General features: G+C 57.1%; 21 protein-coding genes. 14 read left to right on the forward strand and 7 right to left on the reverse strand.

Annotated features, from left to right (window positions below; translation table 11 throughout):
• The first annotated feature begins 14 nt into the window (after positions 1-14).
• From gatB to KOSB73_RS27415, 4 genes are all read left to right on the forward strand, one after another.
• Entirely contained in the window at positions 15-299 is a 285-nt protein-coding gene (gatB, locus tag KOSB73_RS27400) for a PTS galactitol transporter subunit IIB (RefSeq protein ID WP_004135876.1), read from the forward strand.
• Positions 300-304: 5 nt separating this feature from the next.
• Positions 305-1,678 (forward strand): galactitol-specific PTS transporter subunit IIC, encoded by a 1,374-nt coding sequence (locus KOSB73_RS27405; protein ID WP_004135874.1) that lies wholly within the window; start codon positions 305-307, stop codon positions 1,676-1,678.
• A 46-nt stretch (positions 1,679-1,724) separates the two neighbouring features.
• Positions 1,725-2,768, forward strand: a complete 1,044-nt coding sequence (gene gatD / locus KOSB73_RS27410) for a galactitol-1-phosphate 5-dehydrogenase (protein WP_049087422.1) — start codon at positions 1,725-1,727, stop codon at positions 2,766-2,768.
• A gap of 110 nt (positions 2,769-2,878) precedes the next feature.
• On the forward strand, positions 2,879-3,652 hold the full coding sequence (locus KOSB73_RS27415; protein ID WP_004135871.1) for a DeoR/GlpR family DNA-binding transcription regulator: 774 nt from the start codon (positions 2,879-2,881) through the stop codon (positions 3,650-3,652).
• A 64-nt stretch (positions 3,653-3,716) separates the two neighbouring features.
• Here KOSB73_RS27415 and KOSB73_RS27420 read toward each other — a convergent pair whose 3' ends face one another.
• Positions 3,717-4,718, reverse strand: a complete 1,002-nt coding sequence (locus tag KOSB73_RS27420; RefSeq protein WP_004135869.1) for a Fic family protein — start codon at positions 4,716-4,718, stop codon at positions 3,717-3,719.
• A 4-nt stretch (positions 4,719-4,722) separates the two neighbouring features.
• The gene (gene rsmI, locus KOSB73_RS27425; protein ID WP_004135868.1) at positions 4,723-5,586 is read right to left on the reverse strand and encodes a 16S rRNA (cytidine(1402)-2'-O)-methyltransferase; all 864 of its coding nucleotides are present in this window, start codon (positions 5,584-5,586) and stop codon (positions 4,723-4,725) included.
• A 63-nt stretch (positions 5,587-5,649) separates the two neighbouring features.
• On the opposite strand from rsmI, the gene KOSB73_RS27430 reads away from it, so the two are divergent.
• Genes KOSB73_RS27430 through dolP form a run of 4 tightly spaced genes read left to right on the forward strand, consistent with a single transcriptional unit; the run spans position 5,650 to position 9,273 of the window.
• Entirely contained in the window at positions 5,650-7,731 is a 2,082-nt protein-coding gene (locus tag KOSB73_RS27430) for a penicillin-binding protein activator (RefSeq protein ID WP_004135866.1), read from the forward strand.
• Positions 7,689-8,075 (forward strand): YraN family protein, encoded by a 387-nt coding sequence (locus KOSB73_RS27435; RefSeq protein ID WP_024358733.1) that lies wholly within the window; start codon positions 7,689-7,691, stop codon positions 8,073-8,075. The genes KOSB73_RS27430 and KOSB73_RS27435 overlap by 43 nt, the downstream gene beginning before the upstream one ends.
• Before the next feature lie 22 nt (positions 8,076-8,097).
• A complete protein-coding gene (gene diaA, locus KOSB73_RS27440; protein WP_002918211.1) occupies positions 8,098-8,688 on the forward strand; it encodes a DnaA initiator-associating protein DiaA in 591 nt (196 codons plus the stop codon).
• A gap of 9 nt (positions 8,689-8,697) precedes the next feature.
• Positions 8,698-9,273, forward strand: a complete 576-nt coding sequence (dolP, locus tag KOSB73_RS27445; RefSeq protein ID WP_004125578.1) for a division/outer membrane stress-associated lipid-binding lipoprotein — start codon at positions 8,698-8,700, stop codon at positions 9,271-9,273.
• Between the two features lie 208 nt (positions 9,274-9,481).
• Here the strand turns inward: dolP and KOSB73_RS27450 are convergent, their stop codons facing one another.
• Both KOSB73_RS27450 and KOSB73_RS27455 read right to left on the reverse strand, forming a co-directional pair.
• Entirely contained in the window at positions 9,482-10,522 is a 1,041-nt protein-coding gene (locus tag KOSB73_RS27450) for a permease (protein WP_004139888.1), read from the reverse strand.
• A 72-nt stretch (positions 10,523-10,594) separates the two neighbouring features.
• Positions 10,595-11,242: an NAD(P)H-binding protein gene (locus tag KOSB73_RS27455; RefSeq protein ID WP_049087421.1), complete on the reverse strand. Its 648-nt coding sequence runs from the start codon at positions 11,240-11,242 to the stop codon at positions 10,595-10,597.
• 128 nt (positions 11,243-11,370) lie between these two features.
• On the opposite strand from KOSB73_RS27455, the gene KOSB73_RS27460 reads away from it, so the two are divergent.
• On the forward strand, positions 11,371-11,889 hold the full coding sequence (locus KOSB73_RS27460; RefSeq protein ID WP_098141335.1) for a type 1 glutamine amidotransferase domain-containing protein: 519 nt from the start codon (positions 11,371-11,373) through the stop codon (positions 11,887-11,889).
• On the opposite strand, the gene KOSB73_RS27465 is transcribed toward KOSB73_RS27460, so the two are convergent.
• A complete protein-coding gene (locus tag KOSB73_RS27465) occupies positions 11,869-12,312 on the reverse strand; it encodes a YhbP family protein (protein ID WP_098141337.1) in 444 nt (147 codons plus the stop codon). The two genes, KOSB73_RS27460 and KOSB73_RS27465, sit on opposite strands and share 21 nt — an antisense overlap.
• Before the next feature lie 55 nt (positions 12,313-12,367).
• Between KOSB73_RS27465 and KOSB73_RS27470 the strand changes: the two genes are divergently transcribed.
• The gene (locus KOSB73_RS27470; RefSeq protein ID WP_004139877.1) at positions 12,368-12,652 is read left to right on the forward strand and encodes a GIY-YIG nuclease family protein; all 285 of its coding nucleotides are present in this window, start codon (positions 12,368-12,370) and stop codon (positions 12,650-12,652) included.
• Here KOSB73_RS27470 and KOSB73_RS27475 read toward each other — a convergent pair.
• Both KOSB73_RS27475 and ubiT read right to left on the reverse strand, forming a co-directional pair.
• Entirely contained in the window at positions 12,639-13,142 is a 504-nt protein-coding gene (locus KOSB73_RS27475) for a GNAT family N-acetyltransferase (RefSeq protein ID WP_064362764.1), read from the reverse strand. The two genes, KOSB73_RS27470 and KOSB73_RS27475, sit on opposite strands and share 14 nt — an antisense overlap.
• Positions 13,136-13,660 (reverse strand): ubiquinone anaerobic biosynthesis accessory factor UbiT, encoded by a 525-nt coding sequence (gene ubiT, locus KOSB73_RS27480; protein WP_004125595.1) that lies wholly within the window; start codon positions 13,658-13,660, stop codon positions 13,136-13,138. Before ubiT ends, KOSB73_RS27475 begins: the two co-directional genes overlap by 7 nt.
• 221 nt (positions 13,661-13,881) lie before the next feature.
• Between ubiT and ubiU the strand changes: the two genes are divergently transcribed.
• The 4 genes from ubiU to KOSB73_RS27500 all read left to right on the forward strand — a co-directional run bounded on the left by ubiU (position 13,882) and on the right by KOSB73_RS27500 (position 18,008).
• Positions 13,882-14,877: a ubiquinone anaerobic biosynthesis protein UbiU gene (ubiU, locus tag KOSB73_RS27485; protein ID WP_024358737.1), complete on the forward strand. Its 996-nt coding sequence runs from the start codon at positions 13,882-13,884 to the stop codon at positions 14,875-14,877.
• Between the two features lie 8 nt (positions 14,878-14,885).
• Positions 14,886-15,764: a U32 family peptidase gene (locus tag KOSB73_RS27490; RefSeq protein WP_024358738.1), complete on the forward strand. Its 879-nt coding sequence runs from the start codon at positions 14,886-14,888 to the stop codon at positions 15,762-15,764.
• A 143-nt stretch (positions 15,765-15,907) separates the two neighbouring features.
• Positions 15,908-16,915, forward strand: a complete 1,008-nt coding sequence (locus KOSB73_RS27495; protein WP_098141339.1) for a luciferase-like monooxygenase — start codon at positions 15,908-15,910, stop codon at positions 16,913-16,915.
• Between the two features lie 202 nt (positions 16,916-17,117).
• On the forward strand, positions 17,118-18,008 hold the full coding sequence (locus KOSB73_RS27500) for a triphosphoribosyl-dephospho-CoA synthase (protein ID WP_024358740.1): 891 nt from the start codon (positions 17,118-17,120) through the stop codon (positions 18,006-18,008).
• Positions 18,009-18,142 lie beyond the last annotated feature (134 nt).

Below are 18,142 nucleotides of genomic sequence, written 5' to 3' on the forward strand. Positions count from 1 at the left end.
AAAAGGGGTACCCTATGAAACGTAAAGTAATTGTCGCCTGTGGAGGCGCTGTCGCCACCTCGACCATGGCCGCAGAAGAGATCAAAGATCTGTGCACGGACCATAGCATTGAACTGGACCTGGTGCAGTGTCGGGTGAATGAAATCGAAACCTATATGGACGGCGCGCACCTCATCTGCACCACCGCCCGGGTCGACAGAACCTTTGGCGATATTCCAGTGGTTCACGGTATGCCTTTCATATCCGGCGTAGGTATTGAAGAGCTGCAGCAAAAAATCCTGAACATCCTGACGGAGTAACGCTCATGTTTAGCGAAATCATGCGTTATATCCTCGATCTTGGTCCAACGGTGATGCTGCCGATCGTGATCATCATCTTCTCCAAAATACTGGGGATGAAGCTCGGGGACTGTTTTAAATCAGGCCTTCATATCGGGATTGGTTTCGTCGGTATCGGCCTGGTCATCGGCCTGATGCTCGACTCTATCGGCCCGGCGGCGAAAGCGATGGCGGAGCATTTCCAGATTAACCTGCACGTGATTGATATTGGTTGGCCAGGGTCGTCGCCGATGACCTGGGCATCGCAAATCGCACTGGTGGCGATTCCTATCGCTATCGCAGTCAACATCTTCATGCTGGTGACCCGGATGACTCGCGTTGTGAACGTCGATATCTGGAACATTTGGCATATGACCTTTACCGGTGCAATGCTGCATATCGCCACCGGCTCTTACTGGATCGGTATTCTCGGCGTGGTGGTACATGCGGCTTTCGTCTACAAGCTCGGCGACTGGTTTGCGAAGGATACCCGCGACTTTTTCGGCCTTGAGGGTATCGCTATTCCGCACGGTAGCTCGGCGTATCTAGGGCCAATAGCCGTGCTGGTCGATACGATTATTGAGAAAATCCCCGGCCTGAACCGCATTCACTTCAGCGCTGACGATATCCAGAAGCGCTTCGGCCCGTTCGGCGAGCCGGTCACCGTTGGTTTCGTGATGGGTCTGGTCATCGGCGCGCTGGCGGGCTACGACCTGAAGGGTATCCTCCAGCTGGCGGTGAAAACCGCCGCCGTAATGCTGCTGATGCCGCGCGTTATCAAACCTATCATGGACGGCCTGAACCCGATTGCCAAACAGGCGCGTAAACGCCTTCAGGCAAAATTCGGCGGCCAGGATTTCCTGATTGGCCTCGATCCTGCGCTGCTGCTTGGCCATACCTCGGTCGTGTCCGCCAGTCTGATCTTTATTCCGCTCAGTATTCTGATCGCGGTCTTGGTGCCAGGCAACCAGGTCCTGCCGTTCGGCGACCTCGCAACCATTGGATTCTTCGTCGCCATGGCGGTTGCAGTGCACCAGGGGAACCTGTTCCGTACGCTAATTTCCGGGATCATCCTGATGGGGATCACGCTATGGATTGCGACGCAAACCATCGGCCTGCATACCCAACTGGCGGCTAACGCTGGCGCTCTGAAGGCGGGAGGCCTTGTGGCCTCCATGGACCAGGGTGGTTCGCCGATTACCTGGCTACTCATTCAGCTCTTCACCTGGCAAAACGTGGTGGGTTTTGCGGTTATCGGTGTCATCTATGTTGCCGGCGTGCTGCTGACGTGGCGCCGGGCTCGCAACTTTGCCGCCGCAGAGAAAGCGGCCACCGCGCAACAAAGCCCAAGCATTTCTTAACCTCAAGGGGGAGCATCCGCTCCCCCGGACATTTCTGGAGAATTATATGCAATCAGTGGTAATCCATGCTGAGGGGACAGTGCGTGTTGAAGAACGCCCGATACCGACTCTGCAAACGGAAAACGATGTCCTGGTCAAAGTCGTCAGCTCCGGATTGTGCGGTTCTGATATTCCGCGCATCTTCGCCAAAGGCGCACACTACTACCCCATCACCCTGGGTCATGAGTTCAGCGGTTACGTTGAATCTTACGGCTCCGCGGTGACCGATCTGCAGCCTGGCGACGCAGTGGCCTGCGTGCCTCTGCTTCCCTGCTTTAACTGCCCGCAGTGCCAGCGTGAATATTTCTCTCTTTGCAAGCAGTACCAGTTTGTCGGTTCGCGTAGCGAAGGCGGCAATGCGGAGTATGTGGTGGTTAAGCGCGCCAATCTGTTCCGTCTGCCGGATCGGATGCCGATTGATGACGGCGCGTTTATTGAACCGATGACCGTCGGCCTGCACGCCTTCCATCTGGCTCAGGGCTGCGAAGGAAAAAACGTCATTATTATTGGCGCAGGCACGATTGGTCTGCTGGCGCTGCAGTGCGCCCGCGAACTGGGCGCCAAAAGCATTACGGCAATCGATATCAATCCGCAGAGGCTGGCGCTGGCAAAAACGCTCGGCGCAACGTACGTCTTTAACAGTAAAGAGATCAGCAGCAAAGAGATTCAAACGGCGCTGGAAGAGATTCAGTTCGACCAATTGGTGCTGGAAACCGCCGGTACGCCGCAAACCGTGGCGCTGGGTATTGAGGTCGCCGGACCGCGAGCGCAGCTGGCGCTGGTGGGCACGCTGCACCACGATTTGACGCTGCTCTCCGCCACCTTTGGCCAGATTCTGCGTAAAGAGCTGACTATCGTCGGCAGTTGGATGAACTACTCAGGTCCGTGGCCGGGAGAAGAGTGGCAAACGGCGGTTCGCCTGCTGACGGAAAAACGCATTCAGCTTGCTCCGCTTATCGCCCATATCGGCAATGCAGAAAGCTTTGCCCGCGAAGTTCAGGCGCTGAACGGCGCGCCGATGCAGGGGAAAATTCTGCTAAAACTTTCCTGATCGACTGAGCCAGCAATCAGAGCTGGCTCACATAACCTTTCGAAAATTATCGTTCAACTTTCATTACCCTTCGATTACACTAAGATCAGTTAATTATCAGGCAAATTAATATGAACTCATTTGAGCGAAGGAACAAAATCGTCGAAATGGTTAATGCGCAGGGTAGCGTATTGGTACTGGACCTTTCGAATCTCTTTGGCATCTCCGAAGTGACTATTCGGGCCGATCTCCGTTTGCTGGAGGAAAAGGGGTTACTCACCCGCTTTCATGGCGGCGCCGCAAGGCCTGGCAGTAATTTGACCGAAGGAGATAATCTGGAAGTGGTACTTGAAGACCGTTATCAGCTGGCCAGCGATCCGAAAAAGCGGATCGCTCAGGCGGCGGTAGCGATGATTAGCGAAGGCATGACGGTGATCCTGGATAGCGGCAGCACTACTCTGCTGATTGCCGAGGCGCTGGTACGTATGACCAATATTACGGTAATTACCAACAGTCTGCCCGCGGCGTTTACGCTATCAGAAAACAAAGATATCACGCTGGTCGTGTGCGGTGGCACCGTGCGCCATAAAACGCACTCGATGCACGGCACCATCGCTGAACGCTCGCTTCAGGGTATCAGTGCCGATTTGATGTTCGTCGGCGCGGACGGTATCGACACCACCAACGGCATCACGACCTTCAACGAAGGCTACTCCATCAGCGGCGTCATGGCCGCCGCGGCGCATAAGGTGGTAGCAGTGCTGGATGCCAGCAAATTTAATCGTCGCGGGTTCAACCAGGTTCTGCCGATGGAGAAAATAAACTGCGTCATTACCGACAGCGGAATAAACGATGAGTATCGGAAGGCATTAAAAAGTACCCGGATTGAGTTACACATCGTATAGAAAATAAGGCAGATGCGGTGACATCTGCCCTATTGACCATCACGTTTTGTACGCTGATAACCCGCTAAAGAATGCGCCAGGCTCCCCTTTTTTTTGCGCCGGTCCGCTGTAATCTTCCCTTTTGCTGCAGCGTCTTCAGATACCGCTCAACGGTTCTGGCAGAAACATCCATTTCCTGAGCCATGTCTTTCGCGGTACGCGTGGGTTCTTTGGACAAAAGCTTGAGGATCCGTTCCTCAACGGCAGCCAGCATTTCCACTTTTTCTTCCGACATTTTTTCCGACATTTCTTCCGACAGAGAAGCGGTTTGTCCCATGCCATCTTTCAACGCGATAACCATATTTTCCAGCATAAATTCAATAAACGGCGTGCTGTCACTCTGGCTATCACACATCCCTAAAACCTGGTAATAGCGCTCCTGCTGATAATGCATCAACGTTTCAACTGGTAGCCAGGCAAGCTCCGCGCGCCACTGGCTAAGAATTAAGGTTTGCCACAGGCGTCCCATTCGGCCATTACCATCGGCAAATGGATGGATAAACTCAAATTCGTAGTGGAAGACAGCTCCAGCGATAAGCGGATGAATGTCAGTGACTTTCAGCCATAGCAGCAACTCGTTTATCAAACGCTCGACCTGAGAGGCGGGGGGAGCCATATGAACCAGTCGGGTATCCCGGTAGATCCCTACATCTCCGTCACGCAGCTGGCCAGGGTTATCAACCAGCCCTATCATCAGCGTCCGGTGGGCGGTCAAAAGATCGGTTAACCGGTGGCTTTTCCATGCAGGCATTTTTTCATATGCCAGAATAGCGTTTCTCACTTCCTGAATATCTTTTGCTGGCGCAAGAACACGTTTACCCTCCACTAGCGCAGTGACCTGATCGGTACTCAGGCTGTTATGCTCTATCGCCAGCGACGCCTGAATCGTACGAATACGATTCTCTTTTCGCAGAAGGGGGGAGGCTCGTCCCGTTTGAGCCGACCAGTGCCCTAACAGCTCACCAATCTCAACAACCAGATTGAGAATGGCAGGAGTAATGCTAAACGGCGGCTGGTAATGACTCATGAGGTTAGTCTCCCTGCTGCTCCAGGGCATACTTATACAGCGCATTTTTCTTCACGCCGTGGATTTCCGCGGCCAGCGCGGCGGCTTTTTTCAGCGGCAGCTCGGCCTGCAGCAGGGCCAGCGTACGCAGCGCTACCGCCGGCAGCGCCTCTTCCTGCGCTTTAAAACCTTCTACGATCAGCACCATCTCGCCTTTACGGCGATTTTCGTCCTCTTTCACCCACGCCAGCAGCTCGCCGATCGGCGCTCCGTGAATCGATTCCCAGGTTTTGGTCAGCTCGCGCGCCAGCACCACGTAGCGGGACTCCCCCAGCACGGTACAAATATCTTCCAGGCTTTCCAGCAGGCGGTGGGTGGATTCATAAAAAATAATCGTCCGCGGCTCTTCTTCCAGCGCCTTCAGCGTATCGCGACGGCCTTTGGATTTGGCGGGTAAAAAGCCTTCATAGCAAAAACGATCCGAAGGCAGGCCGGCTGCGCTCAGCGCCGCAATCGCCGCACAGGGTCCGGGCAGCGGCACCACGCGGATATTGGCCTCGCGGCAGGTGCGCACCAGATGATAGCCGGGGTCGTTAATCAGCGGCGTTCCGGCGTCGGAAACCAGCGCGATGTTTTGCCCCGCTTTAAGCTTCGCGACCAGCGTTTCCGCCTTTTGCTGCTCGTTGTGGTCGTGAAGCGCGAATAAACGGGCATTGATCGCAAAATGCTGCAGCAGCAAACCGGTATGGCGGGTATCTTCCGCCGCAACTAAATCAACGGCTTGCAGCACTTCCAGCGCGCGCTGCGTGATATCAGACAGATTCCCTATCGGAGTGGGCACAATAAAGAGCTGTCCCTGAGAATTATCTGCTGATTCGTGTTGTTTCATTGTCTCGTCCGTATTGCCGAATTAATATTGAGCATTGAGCCAAAAAAATATCACTGGACACATATGGTACCGTCAACATTTCTTCGTTCTAAACCCGTGCGTTGTCTGCCCGTACTGCTGGCCGCTCTGATCTTTGCCGGCTGCGGTACCCATACCCCGGACCAAAGCACGGCGTATTTGCAGGGTACGGCCCAGGCAGACTCCAGTTACTATCTGCAACAGATGCAGCAAAGCGCGAATGATAGCAAGACCAACTGGCAATTACTCGCCATTCGTGCACTGCTGAAGGAAGGTAAGAAACCGCAGGCGGTCGATCTGTTCAATCAGCTGCCGTCTAACCTCAACGCCGCGCAAAGTCGCGAAAGGTCGCTGCTGGCGGTTGAAGTGAAGCTGGCGCAGAACGATTTCCAGGGCGCGCAGACGCTGCTCAGCAAGCTCGACCCGGCAAGCCTTGAGCAGAATCAGCAGCCCCGCTACTGGCAGGCGCAAATTGACGCCAGCCAGGGTCAACCCTCGCTGAACCTGCTGCGGGCCCTGATTGCCCAGCAGCCGCTGTTAAGCCTGCCTGCGCAAAAGCAGAAAAACATCGACGCGACCTGGAAAGCGCTCACCGCCATGACCAAAGATCAGGCCAACGCGCTGGTCATTAACGCCGACGAGAACGTCCTGCAGGGCTGGCTGGATCTGCAGCGCATGTGGTTTGATAACCGCAACGACCCGACGATGCTCAAGGCGGGGGTGAAAGACTGGCAGACCCGCTACCCGCAAAACCCGGGGGCGAAAATGCTGCCGACGCAGTTAGTGAATATGCAGAACTACCAGGCCGCATCGACCAATAAAATCGCCCTGCTGCTGCCGTTAAACGGCCAGGCGGCGATTTTTGGCCGTACCATCCAGCAGGGCTTTGAAGCGGCGAAGAACGGCGCGCCTGCCGTTGCAGGAAGCGCGGTGCCCGCCCAGGTCGCCCAGGCGGCGAATGTTGCCGAAAGCGCGGTGGTCAGCCCATCGCAGGCGGAGGTCACCGATCTGACGACGACCAATAACGCCCAGCCCCCGGTACAGACGCCAGCGGCCGACCAGGCGCAACCCGCGGCGCCGGTCACCGCGCCGGCGGCAGTACAAGCCCCGACGCCGGAGGCCACCAGCCAGCCGGCGGAAGCGCCACAGGCTCAGGCGGTCGCCGCAACGCCAGCCAACCCTTCGGCAGAACTGAAAATCTACGACACGACCACTCAGCCAATGAGCCAGCTGCTGGCCCAGGTGCAGCAGGACGGCGCAACCATCGTCGTCGGCCCGCTGCTGAAAGATAACGTCGAACAAGTCATCAAGAGCAATACCTCGCTGAACGTGCTGGCGCTCAACCAGCCGGAGAAAATCGAAAGCCGGGCCAATATCTGCTATTTCGCCCTCTCTCCGGAAGACGAAGCTCGCGACGCGGCGCACCACATACACGATCAGGGTAAACAGACTCCGCTGCTGCTGGTGCCGCGCGGCGCGCTGGGCGATCGGGTAGTTACCGCCTTCGCCAACGAGTGGCTGAAGCTGGGTGGCGGTACGGTGCTGCAACAGCGCCTGGGCTCCACCGCCGAGCTGCGCGGCAGCGTTAACAGCGGTATTTCATTAAGCGGTACGCCGGTCTCAACCCTGCCGTCAGGTCAGGACAGCGCCCTGGGCAGCCCGAGCGATGTGCCGGTCAGCAGCACCGGCGGCGTCGACGCCGCGTATATCCTGGCCACGCCAGAACAAATTGCCTACATCAAGCCGATGATCGCACTGCGTAACGGTAGCCAGAGCGGTGTGACGTTGTACGCCAGCTCCCGCAGCGCCCAGGGGACTTCCGGCCCGGACTTCCGCCTGGAAATGGAAGGCCTGCAATATAGCGAGATCCCGATGCTGGCGGGAAGTAACCCTGCCCTGCAGCAGCAGGCGCTGGCGGCCGTTCGTAACGATTACTCGCTGGCGCGTCTGTACGCCATGGGCGCCGACGCCTGGTCACTGGCCAACCATTTCTCGCAGATGCGCCAGGTTCCCGGCTTTGAGCTGAACGGCAATACCGGCGATCTTACGGCCACGCAGGATTGCGTGATCAACAGGAAACTGTCATGGCTCAAATACCAGGGTGGGCAAATCGTCGCGGCCAACTAAGTAAACAGACCGGCGACGCCTGGGAAATCCAGGCGCGCCGCTGGCTGGAGAGCCAGGGTCTGCATTTTATCGCCGCCAACGTCCGCGAGCGCGGCGGCGAGATTGACCTCATTATGCGCGACGGCAGCGTTACCGTGTTTGTCGAAGTGCGCTATCGTCGCAGCGCAAACTACGGCGATGCCGCCTCCAGCGTCACGCCGCAAAAGCAACAACGACTGCTCAAAGCCGCGCGTCTGTGGCTCTGCCGACAGAATGGGAGCTTTGAGACTGTGGATTGCCGTTTCGATGTGGTAGCCTTCACCGGAAACGACATCCAGTGGCTAAAAAACGCCTTTGGCGAATAGCGTAAATGAATTAAGGGATCCCGTGCTCGACAGAATCAAAGCCTGCTTCACCGAAAGCATTCAAACCCAAATTGCAGCAGCGGAAGCACTCCCGGACGCCATCTCCCGTGCGGCGATGACGCTCGTTCAGTCGCTGCTGAACGGCAACAAAATCCTCTGTTGTGGTAATGGCACTTCCGCCGCCAACGCACAGCATTTTGCTGCCAGTATGATTAATCGTTTTGAAACAGAGCGTCCTGGTTTACCCGCCATTGCACTAAATACCGATAATGTGGTCTTAACCGCAATTGCCAACGATCGCCTGCATGACGAAATCTATGCTAAGCAGGTGCGTGCGTTGGGACACGCCGGCGACGTGCTGCTGGCGATTTCTACGCGCGGCAACAGCCGGGACATTGTGAAAGCCGTGGAAGCGGCGGTCACCCGCGATATGACTATCGTGGCGTTAACCGGTTATGACGGCGGTGAACTGGCTGGTCTGTTAGGGCAGCAGGACGTCGAAATCCGCATTCCCTCACATCGCAGCGCGCGAATTCAGGAAATGCACATGCTCACCGTCAACTGTCTGTGCGATTTGATCGATAACACGCTTTTTCCACACCAGGACGATTAAGGAGAACACATGAAGGCTCTCTCGCCCCTCGCCATTCTGCTGTCTGCGCTACTGCTTCAGGGATGCGTTGCTGCCGCGGTAGTCGGAACGGCAGCAGTCGGCACTAAAGCCGCGACGGACCCGCGTACGGTAGGTACTCAGGTGGACGACAGCACGCTGGAGCTGCGCGTCAACAGCGCGCTGTCGAAAGATGAACAAATCAAGAAACAGGCACGTATCAACGTGACCGCCTACCAGGGTAAAGTCCTGCTGACCGGGCAGTCTCCAACCTCCGATCTCTCCGCGCGCGCGAAGCAAATCGCTATGGGCGTAGAAGGGACAACGGAAGTGTTTAACGAAGTGCGTCAGGGCCAGCCGATCGGCTTAGGCACCGCGTCTTCGGATACCTGGATCACCACCAAAGTCCGCTCTCAGCTGCTGGGTACCGACCAGGTGAAATCCTCCAACGTGAAGGTGACAACCGAAAACGGCGAAGTGTTCCTGATGGGTCTGGTCACCGACCGTGAAGGACGCGCGGCGGCGGATATCGCCAGCCGGGTGAGCGGCGTGTCTCGCGTGACCACCGCCTTTACCTATATCAAGTAAGCGTTCTGCCTCCCGGCTTGCGCTACGCTGAGCCGGGCGACAAAGCCACGCGGTCTGCATTTGTAGATCCCGCAACTCTTTTAGCTGACGCCGCCCTCTGCCCCTTTATCCCGGAGGCGGCGCTGCTCGCCTGTCCGGGCTACCGGCCCACAGCCGACGGCGAACCCGTAGCCTGGGTAAGGCGTTTACGCCGCAACCCGGGAAAATATCAGATTAAAGCCAACCCGCCTGCTACCGCGCCGCACAGCGCCACCAGTCCGCCGGTCAGCCACAGCGCCTTCGCCGGGAACGCTTTACGCAGCATAATCAGCGACGGTACGCTAACAGCAGGCAGCGTAATCAGCAGCGCCAGCGCGGGCGCCACGCCCATTCCAGCCAGCATCATGGTCTGCACAATCGGGATCTCCGCCGCCGTCGGTATGACAAACAGGCAGCCGGCAATCGCCATGGCAATCACCCAGAACAACGTATTATCCACCACGCCATCGGCGTGAGGGAATAGCCACACCCGCGCGGCGCCCAGCACCAGAACCGCCAGAATATAAACCGGGATGGTATTCCAGAACAGCGTCCACAGCGCGCGTAGCCAGCGGCTGAAGAAGCCGCCCTGCGCGGTTTCCGCCGGCAATTCAGGCACATCTGCGGGCTGCGTCGCCGCTTCTTTCACCCATTTCTGCACCAGCGTGGCGACCACCAGTACGGTCGCCAGTCCGGCCAGCAGGCGAATCAGCGCGAACTGCCAGCCCAGCACAAAGCCCATGAATACCAGCGTCGCCGGGTTGAGCAGCGGATTGCCCAGCCAGAATGCCAGCGCGCCGCCCATGGAGACCTGCTGTTTACGCATGCCCGCCGCCACCGGCGCGGCGCAGCAGGTACACATCATCCCCGGCAGAGAGAACGCGGCCCCCAGCAGCGTGCCGCGAAAGCGCGACTGCCCCAACGTGCGCAGCAGCCAGTCACGCGGGATCAGCACCTGAATAAGCGATCCCAGCAGCACGCCTAATACCGCCGCTTTCCATACCGCCAGGAAATAGACCAGCGCGTAATCCCAGGCCGCGGCTAAAGGGTTCGCGTCACCGTTAGCGAGGATAGATTTACCGATACTGTGCGTCTCGGCGGCGGTAAAAGCTTTGCCGTAGTAGGGCTGCCATTTGACGAACCACAGGCCGACGATAACAACGAGAAAAAAGAGCGCGGGCTTCCACCATTGAAACGGTGCTGCCGCCTGAGATGAAGACTGACCAGCCATAGCATTCCCCAGGGAGTGTCATGTTAAATTGAGGCCATGAATACTACGCTTTCAGGGAAATTTTGGAAATTATTAATCCCCTGACCGCGCCGCTCTCTCACGAAGCTGCGATGACGAGAGAATCTGTACGCTTTCATGTGTTGGCGATAGCGACTCCGCGAGCAGTGCGCTCGCTACGTCCCGCGCGTCTATCGATTTCAGGTTCCCCGGCAGGAGGCGGAAGAGCGGCGCAAACAGGGTCTCACTGGTCCGCTGCTTTTCCCGTTCGCCTATCAGCATGGACGGGCGAGCAATGGTCAACCGCGGCCACTGCTGCGCAATCAGCGCCTCTTCCATCTCGCCTTTTACCCGATTGTAGAAAAAGGGCGAATGAGCGTTCGCCCCCATCGCGCTGACCACCAGCATATGCTGCGCGCCCAGCCTTTTCCCCACCAGCGCGGTATCAATGACCAGCGTATAATCGGCATGCACAAACGCCTCTTTGCTCCCCGCTTCCCGGCGGGTAGTTCCCAGGCAGCAGAAAACGATATCGATCGGATCGACCACCTGCGCCAGGGCATCCGTAAGCTGCGGATCGTGCGGGTTAAATACGCCGGCGATATCGGCCAGCGGCCGACGCGTGGGCGCGGCAATGGATTTAATCGCCGGCGCGTTAAGCAGCATTCGTAGTAAGTGACCGCCAACTAACCCGGTCGCCCCCGTTAACAGTACCTGACTCATCGAAACTCCTTTGCAGACTTTTCTGCCTTGCGATCCCCGGCTCATGTTCCAGGCTTAATACTCTACGAGGTAATTATCCATCATCATCAGGGAAATGCCTCATTCCACACCGAAACACTGGAGGAAGAATGAGTAAGAAGATAGCCGTATTAATTACCGACGACTTTGAAGATTCAGAATTTACCTCACCGGCTGACGCCTACCGTCTTGCCGGCCACGAGGTGGTCACGATTGAAAAACAGGGGGGGAAGAAGGTAAAAGGGAAAAAAGGGGAAGCCGAAGTCGTTATCGATAAAGCCATTGATGACGTCAGCCCTGCGGACTTTGACGCCTTACTGCTGCCGGGCGGATATTCACCAGACTCGCTGCGCGGCGACGAACGCTTTGTCACCTTCACCCGCGATTTTGTCAACAGCGGCAAACCGGTCTTCGCCATCTGCCACGGTCCGCAGCTGTTGATTAGCGCCGATGTGATTCGCGGGCGTAAGCTGACGGCCGTGAAACCTATCATTATCGACGTGAAAAACGCCGGCGGCGAATTCTATGACCAGGAAGTGGTTATCGACAACGAGCAGCTGGTAACCAGCCGAACCCCGGACGACCTGCCGGCGTTTAATCGTGAAGCCTTACGCCTGCTCGGCGCCTGATTCACGCAGCCAGTGCAGCTTTTTACCAAAGCCCAGCGTGTTATCGGTGAACTTGATCTCATCGGGTCGAATCTCCCAGACGGGCACCGATAGCATGCGGGCCACCGGAAAACGGCTAACGTAGCGCTTACGCATCGCCGCCTCTTCTTCCCCGGCCAGGCGGCGAATTTTGCCTTTAAACTGCACGCCGCGGATCAGCGCGACGGTTTTCGGCTGCCCGTTGACCGTCCCGGCTACGTTGGCGCCTTCCCCGGTCATTTGGCCGTGGCGCGTTTTTTCATCGCTGAGCAGATAAAATGCGACCTGCTGCGGGTCATAGACGTAAAAGGCGTTGGCGCACCATAGCTCGTCATCGCGGGCGACGCACCAGGTGACGACGTGCTGTTTGCCCAGCCAGCGGCTGATAGCAGCGAGCGTATCCATCTTTACTCTCCAGTATGTTATGGTGCTCACACCTTAACATAGCGATCTCTGTACCGTGTGCTGGTTTCTCTATCTGATTCGTACCGCCGATAATCGCCTCTATACCGGGATTACCACCGATGTCGCACGCCGCTTTTGCCAGCACCAGGACGGCAGGGGCGCGAAAGCGCTGCGTGGCAAAGGAGAGCTTCAACTGGCCTTTAGCAAGGAAGTTGGTGAACGCTCACTAGCGTTGCGTCTTGAATATCGTATCAAGCAGCTAACGAAGCGCCAGAAAGAGCGCCTCGTTGCCGGGGACGGTTCATTTGAGGCGCTGCTTGAAAGCCTCAGAAGCGATTAAAGTGGTCGCTATATTCGACCAGCCCGCTGACGCCATCAAGCGCGTTATCGGCCAGACGATGAACCTGGAAAGCCTCGGCGCTATTGGGCCAGCGGCAGCGCAGATCGAAACGCGCCGCCGGTTCAAAGCCCAGACGGCCATAGAGCGCCGGATCGCCAAGCGTCACGACGGCGGCATAGCCAAACTCGTTCAGGGAATCAAGCCCTTCATAGACCAACTGACGCCCGATGCCCTGACCGCGGTAGCTTTCATCGACCGCCAGCGGAGCCAGTCCGACCCACTGCAGCTCTTCGCCTTCGACGGCGACCGGGCTAAAGGCCACGTAGCCTACGACCTGACCTTCGTCATCCGTCGCCACCACGCCCAGCGTGATCAGGCCATCTTCACGTAGACTGTGCACCAGCTGCGCTTCCGCGTCGCCGCCAAAGGTACGACGCAATAAAGCATCGATTCCCGGCGCATCAATCCCAATCTCTACTCGAATCAGCATGCCTCACCTACCGATGTCTGTTCAGGTTTCTGCGGGCCTTTCAGGCCAGCTTCAACAAAGTCCGCCAGCTGCAGCAGCATGATGCGCAGCGCCTTCGGCATCTGCTCCAGCTCAATGGCATCCATCAGGTTTTTTACATACAGTCCCAGCTCGGTATCGCCTTCGATAACCAGGCGACGCTGGAAGAACAGCGTATCCGGATCCTGCTTACGCGCCGCAATCATCAGCAGGTCGCTGGCGTCGGCGCTGAAGCTGACGTCCGCTTCGGCCGCAGGACTGACCACCAGACGCCCATCAACCACCGAGGTATACCACAGCAGACCGATGTCGCGCACATGAATACTTAACCAGCGCCCCTCGAGAAAATCCAGTTCCCCATCCGCCAGCGCCTGGCGAAATTGCCAGCTTAATACTTGTTCCAGCACCTGGCGCTTGAGGGCAAATGGCGCCAGCTTAACCGGCACGCTCATCATCGACGGGCCAAAGTGAACCAGTTTGGAACGCAGTTTATCCAACACAAGCTTTACTCCATGAATGCAATAGTTCCTCTATTGTGCCATATCAAATAAACGACATAGCGGCGTAAATCAACAAAATCACGATGCCGGGCCGCTGGTATTGATTCCGCCAATACGCTTTTAACTGCCTCAAATCAAAAATTGTCACCAGAAGGTTAACTAAAATCCCAGCTCATTAACCATCCAGCGTCCCTGACGGGCCGCATTTTTCAGGAAAAATTATGGAGCTGCTCTGCCCAGCCGGTAACCTTCCGGCGCTTAAGGCGGCCATCGAAAACGGCGCCGATGCCGTCTATATCGGGCTGAAAGATGACACCAACGCCCGCCACTTTGCCGGCCTTAATTTCACCGAAAAGAAACTGCAGGAAGCCGTCAGCTTTGTGCATCAGCATCGTCGCAAACTGCATATTGCCATCAACACCTTCGCCCATCCTGATGGTTATGCCCGCTGGCAACGCGCGGTCGACATGGCGGCGCAGCTGGGCGCCGATGCGCTAATCCTCGCCGATATCGCGATGCTGGAATACGCCGCCGAGCGTTACCCGCATATTGAGCGTCACGTTTCCGTTCAGGCTTCGGCCACCAACGAAGAGGCGGTGAAGTTTTATCATCGCAATTTCGACGTCGCCCGCGTGGTGCTGCCGCGCGTGCTGTCGATTCACCAGGTCAAACAGCTGGCGCGCAACACGCCTGTGCCGCTGGAGGTTTTCGCCTTCGGCAGCCTGTGCATTATGGCGGAAGGACGCTGCTACCTTTCCTCCTACCTCACCGGCGAATCGCCGAATACCGTTGGCGCCTGTTCGCCGGCGCGCTTCGTGCGCTGGCAGCAAACGCCGCAGGGCCTGGAATCACGCCTTAACGAAGTGTTGATCGACCGCTACCGGGATGGTGAAAACGCCGGTTATCCCACCCTCTGCAAGGGGCGTTATCTGGTCGACGGCGAGCGCTACCACGCGCTGGAAGAGCCCACCAGCCTGAACACCCTGGAGCTGCTGCCGGAACTGATGGCGGCAAATATTGCCTCGGTGAAAATTGAAGGCCGCCAGCGCAGCCCGGCCTACGTCACCCAGGTGGCGAAGGTCTGGCGTCAGGCGATCGATCGCTGCAAAGCCGATCCGCAAAACTTCGTGCCGCAGTCCGCGTGGATGGAAACCCTCGGTTCCATGTCCGAAGGGACGCAAACCACCCTTGGCGCTTATCACCGTAAATGGCAGTGAGAACAGCAATGAAATATTCATTAGGGCCGGTGCTTTATTACTGGCCAAAAGAGACGCTGGAAGATTTTTACCAGCAGGCGGCAAACTGCAGCGCGGATACGATTTACCTCGGCGAAGCGGTATGCAGCAAACGCCGCGCCACCAAAGTCGGCGACTGGATCGAGATGGCGAAAGCGCTGGCGGGAAGCGGTAAACAGGTGGTGCTTTCCACCCTCGCGCTGGTGCAGGCCTCCTCTGAGCTGGGCGAACTTAAACGCTATGTCGATAACGGCGAGTTTCTGATTGAAGCCAGCGATCTCGGAGTCGTCAACCTGTGCGCGGAACGTAAGCTGCCGTTCGTCGCCGGCCATGCGCTCAACTGCTACAACGCCGTCACCCTGCGCCTGCTGCTCAAGCAAGGCATGGTGCGCTGGTGTATGCCAGTTGAGCTTTCCCGCGACTGGCTGGCGAACTTGCTGACCCAGTGTGACGACCTGGGCATCCGCCATCAGTTTGAAGTGGAGGTGCTCAGCTACGGCCACCTGCCGCTGGCTTACTCCGCCCGCTGCTTTACCGCCCGCTCGGAAGACCGGCCAAAAGATGAGTGTGAAACCTGCTGCATTAAATACCCTAACGGGCGCGACGTGCTCTCACAGGAGAACCAGCAGGTGTTCGTCCTCAACGGCATTCAGACCATGAGCGGCTACGTCTATAACCTCGGGAATGAGCTCAACACCATGAACGGGCTGGTGGATATGGTTCGCCTATCGCCGTTGGGCAGCGAGACCTTTGCGATGCTGGACGCCTTCCGCGCCAATGAAAACGGCGCAGCGCCGCTGTCGCTGACGGCGAACAGCGACTGCAACGGCTACTGGCGACGGCTGGCCGGACTGGAATTGCAGAGCTGATTAACCGCTCACTTTGTTAATGGCTATCGCTGCTTTTTAATGCACTATTAAAGATGCAGCTTTTCTGGCAGGCGTATCCTGGATACGCCAGGCTGGAAGAAGACCTTCAATCTGATGACGATGCTGTAGCAAAGTGAGCCTTTATGACTGACAAACCTGTTTCGTTCTCGGTGCTCGATCTGGCGCCGATCCCGCAGGGGTCTTCCGCAAAGGAAGCCTTCTCCCACTCTTTAGACCTGGCGCAGCTGGCGGAAAAGCGCGGCTATCACCGCTACTGGCTGGCCGAGCACCATAATATGGTCGGTATCGCCAGCGCCGCGACTTCGGTGCTGATTGGCTACCTTGCCGCGAATACCACCACTCTGCATCTTGGCTCCGGCGGCGTGATGCTGCCAAACCATTCGCCGCTGGTGATTGCCGAGCAGTTCGGCACGCTCAATACGCTGTACCCAGGACGAATCGATCTCGGCCTTGGCCGCGCGCCGGGCAGCGATCAGCCTACCATGCGCGCGCTGCGTCGCCATATGAGCGGCGATGTCGATAACTTCCCGCGCGATGTCGCGGAGCTGGTGGACTGGTTCGACGCCCGCGATCCTAATCCGCACGTGCGCCCGGTTCCCGGCTATGGCGAGAAGATCCCGGTCTGGCTGCTCGGCTCAAGCCTGTACAGCGCCCAGCTGGCGGCGCAGCTTGGGCTGCCGTTCGCCTTTGCCTCGCACTTCGCCCCGGATATGCTTTTCCAGGCCCTGCACCTCTACCGCACTCACTTCCAGCCGTCAGAACGGTTAGAGAAGCCGTACGCGATGGTGTGCATCAATATTATTGCCGCCGACAGCGACAGAGATGCGGAGTTTCTGTTTACCTCCGTGCAGCAGGCGTTCGTCAAACTGCGCCGCGGCGAAACCGGGCAGCTGCCGCCGCCGGTGCAAAATATGCATCAGCTGTGGTCCGCTTCAGAGCAGTACGGCGTGCAAAAGGCGCTGAGCATGTCGCTGGTCGGCAATAAAACCAAAATCCGCCACGGGCTGGAATCGATCCTGCGGGAAACCCAGGCCGATGAAATCATGGTTAACGGTCAAATCTTCGATCATCAGGCCCGCCTGCATTCATTTGATTTGGCGATGCAGGTGAAAGAAGCGCTTCTCGGATAGTGAGCAATGCGGCATTTTTGCCGCATTTTTTTCCGCCTGAATGACAATCTGTGACCCACCTCATTCTTCTCACGCCTTTTCCCTCATCTGGTTACGTTAAGCGTAATTACGTTACCCCGAGCGTAATTGTTCTCTAAAAAAAGCGATGTTACTTTCTCTCTTGTTTTACTTTTCATAAATGCACGCGTCAAAGAGAATCGCCATGAGCCAACCAACCGCCAATGCAATAAGGATCGGTGAGTGTTTATTAAAAGCGCTATTAATGGAAGTTTGCGCCTGGCCGAAACCCGGCCTGGTGACGCCGCACTCGCAGGGCGCGCATGACGATATGGATATATGGCTTTTTATTACCAGTAGCTCTGCCATAGCGCCCTGTTTTTATGCTTGCGCGCAGGCCGGTGAATATCATCAGGGCGAGCTGGCAGATTTATTTCCCAAAATACGTCTTATCGGTATTGAATACGAATCCAGGCTGCTGCAATCCACCCGCGAGATAAATACTCAGCGCGGCATACTCTTTGCCGGAGCCGTTCTGGCCGCCGCCGCCGGCTGGCTAAAAGGTCGGAGACAGCCGCTTTCCAGCGAGTCATTAAGCCAGTGCGTCGCCGGGCTGTGCCTCGATCTCTGCCGCAACGATTTCGCCGCGCTCGCCCATCGTTCCGCGCAAACTCACGGTGAAAAACTGTATCTGCAATTTGGTATCACCGGCGTGCGCGGCGAGGCCGAACGGGGCTTTCCGCTGGTCTGCCATATTGGTCTCCCAGCCCTGCGCCAGGCGCTCTCGCTGAGATTTAGCTGGCGTGAAGCACTGGTACATACGCTGCTCGCGCTAATGGCGCACTGCGATGATACGACGGTACTTTCGCGCGCAGGTCCCCCTGCGCTGCACGAAATGAAACAGCGCGCGCAGCGCCTGGTCAACCTGGGAGGAATGAGCCACCCCGGCATAGAACATGAGCTCAACGAATTTAATGCCTGGTGCGTGGACAAATGGGTCAGTCCGGGCGGGTCGGCAGATTTATTAGCGCTGACCCTGGCGATGTACTTTCTTTGCCATCAATTGCAAGAGGACCCTAACGAGGAAGAGATATGAGTATCTATTTATATACATTATTAACTTATGCCATGACGATTGTTATTTCTTTTGCCGTGGTCGGAGTCATTGTTGGCGTTAATAGAGTCATGAATAAGCTGAATATTACCGACGACTAATACGCCTCTTTTTAT

The organism is Klebsiella grimontii, assembly GCF_900200035.1.
In the GTDB taxonomy this organism is placed as follows: Bacteria; Pseudomonadota; Gammaproteobacteria; order Enterobacterales; family Enterobacteriaceae; genus Klebsiella; species Klebsiella grimontii.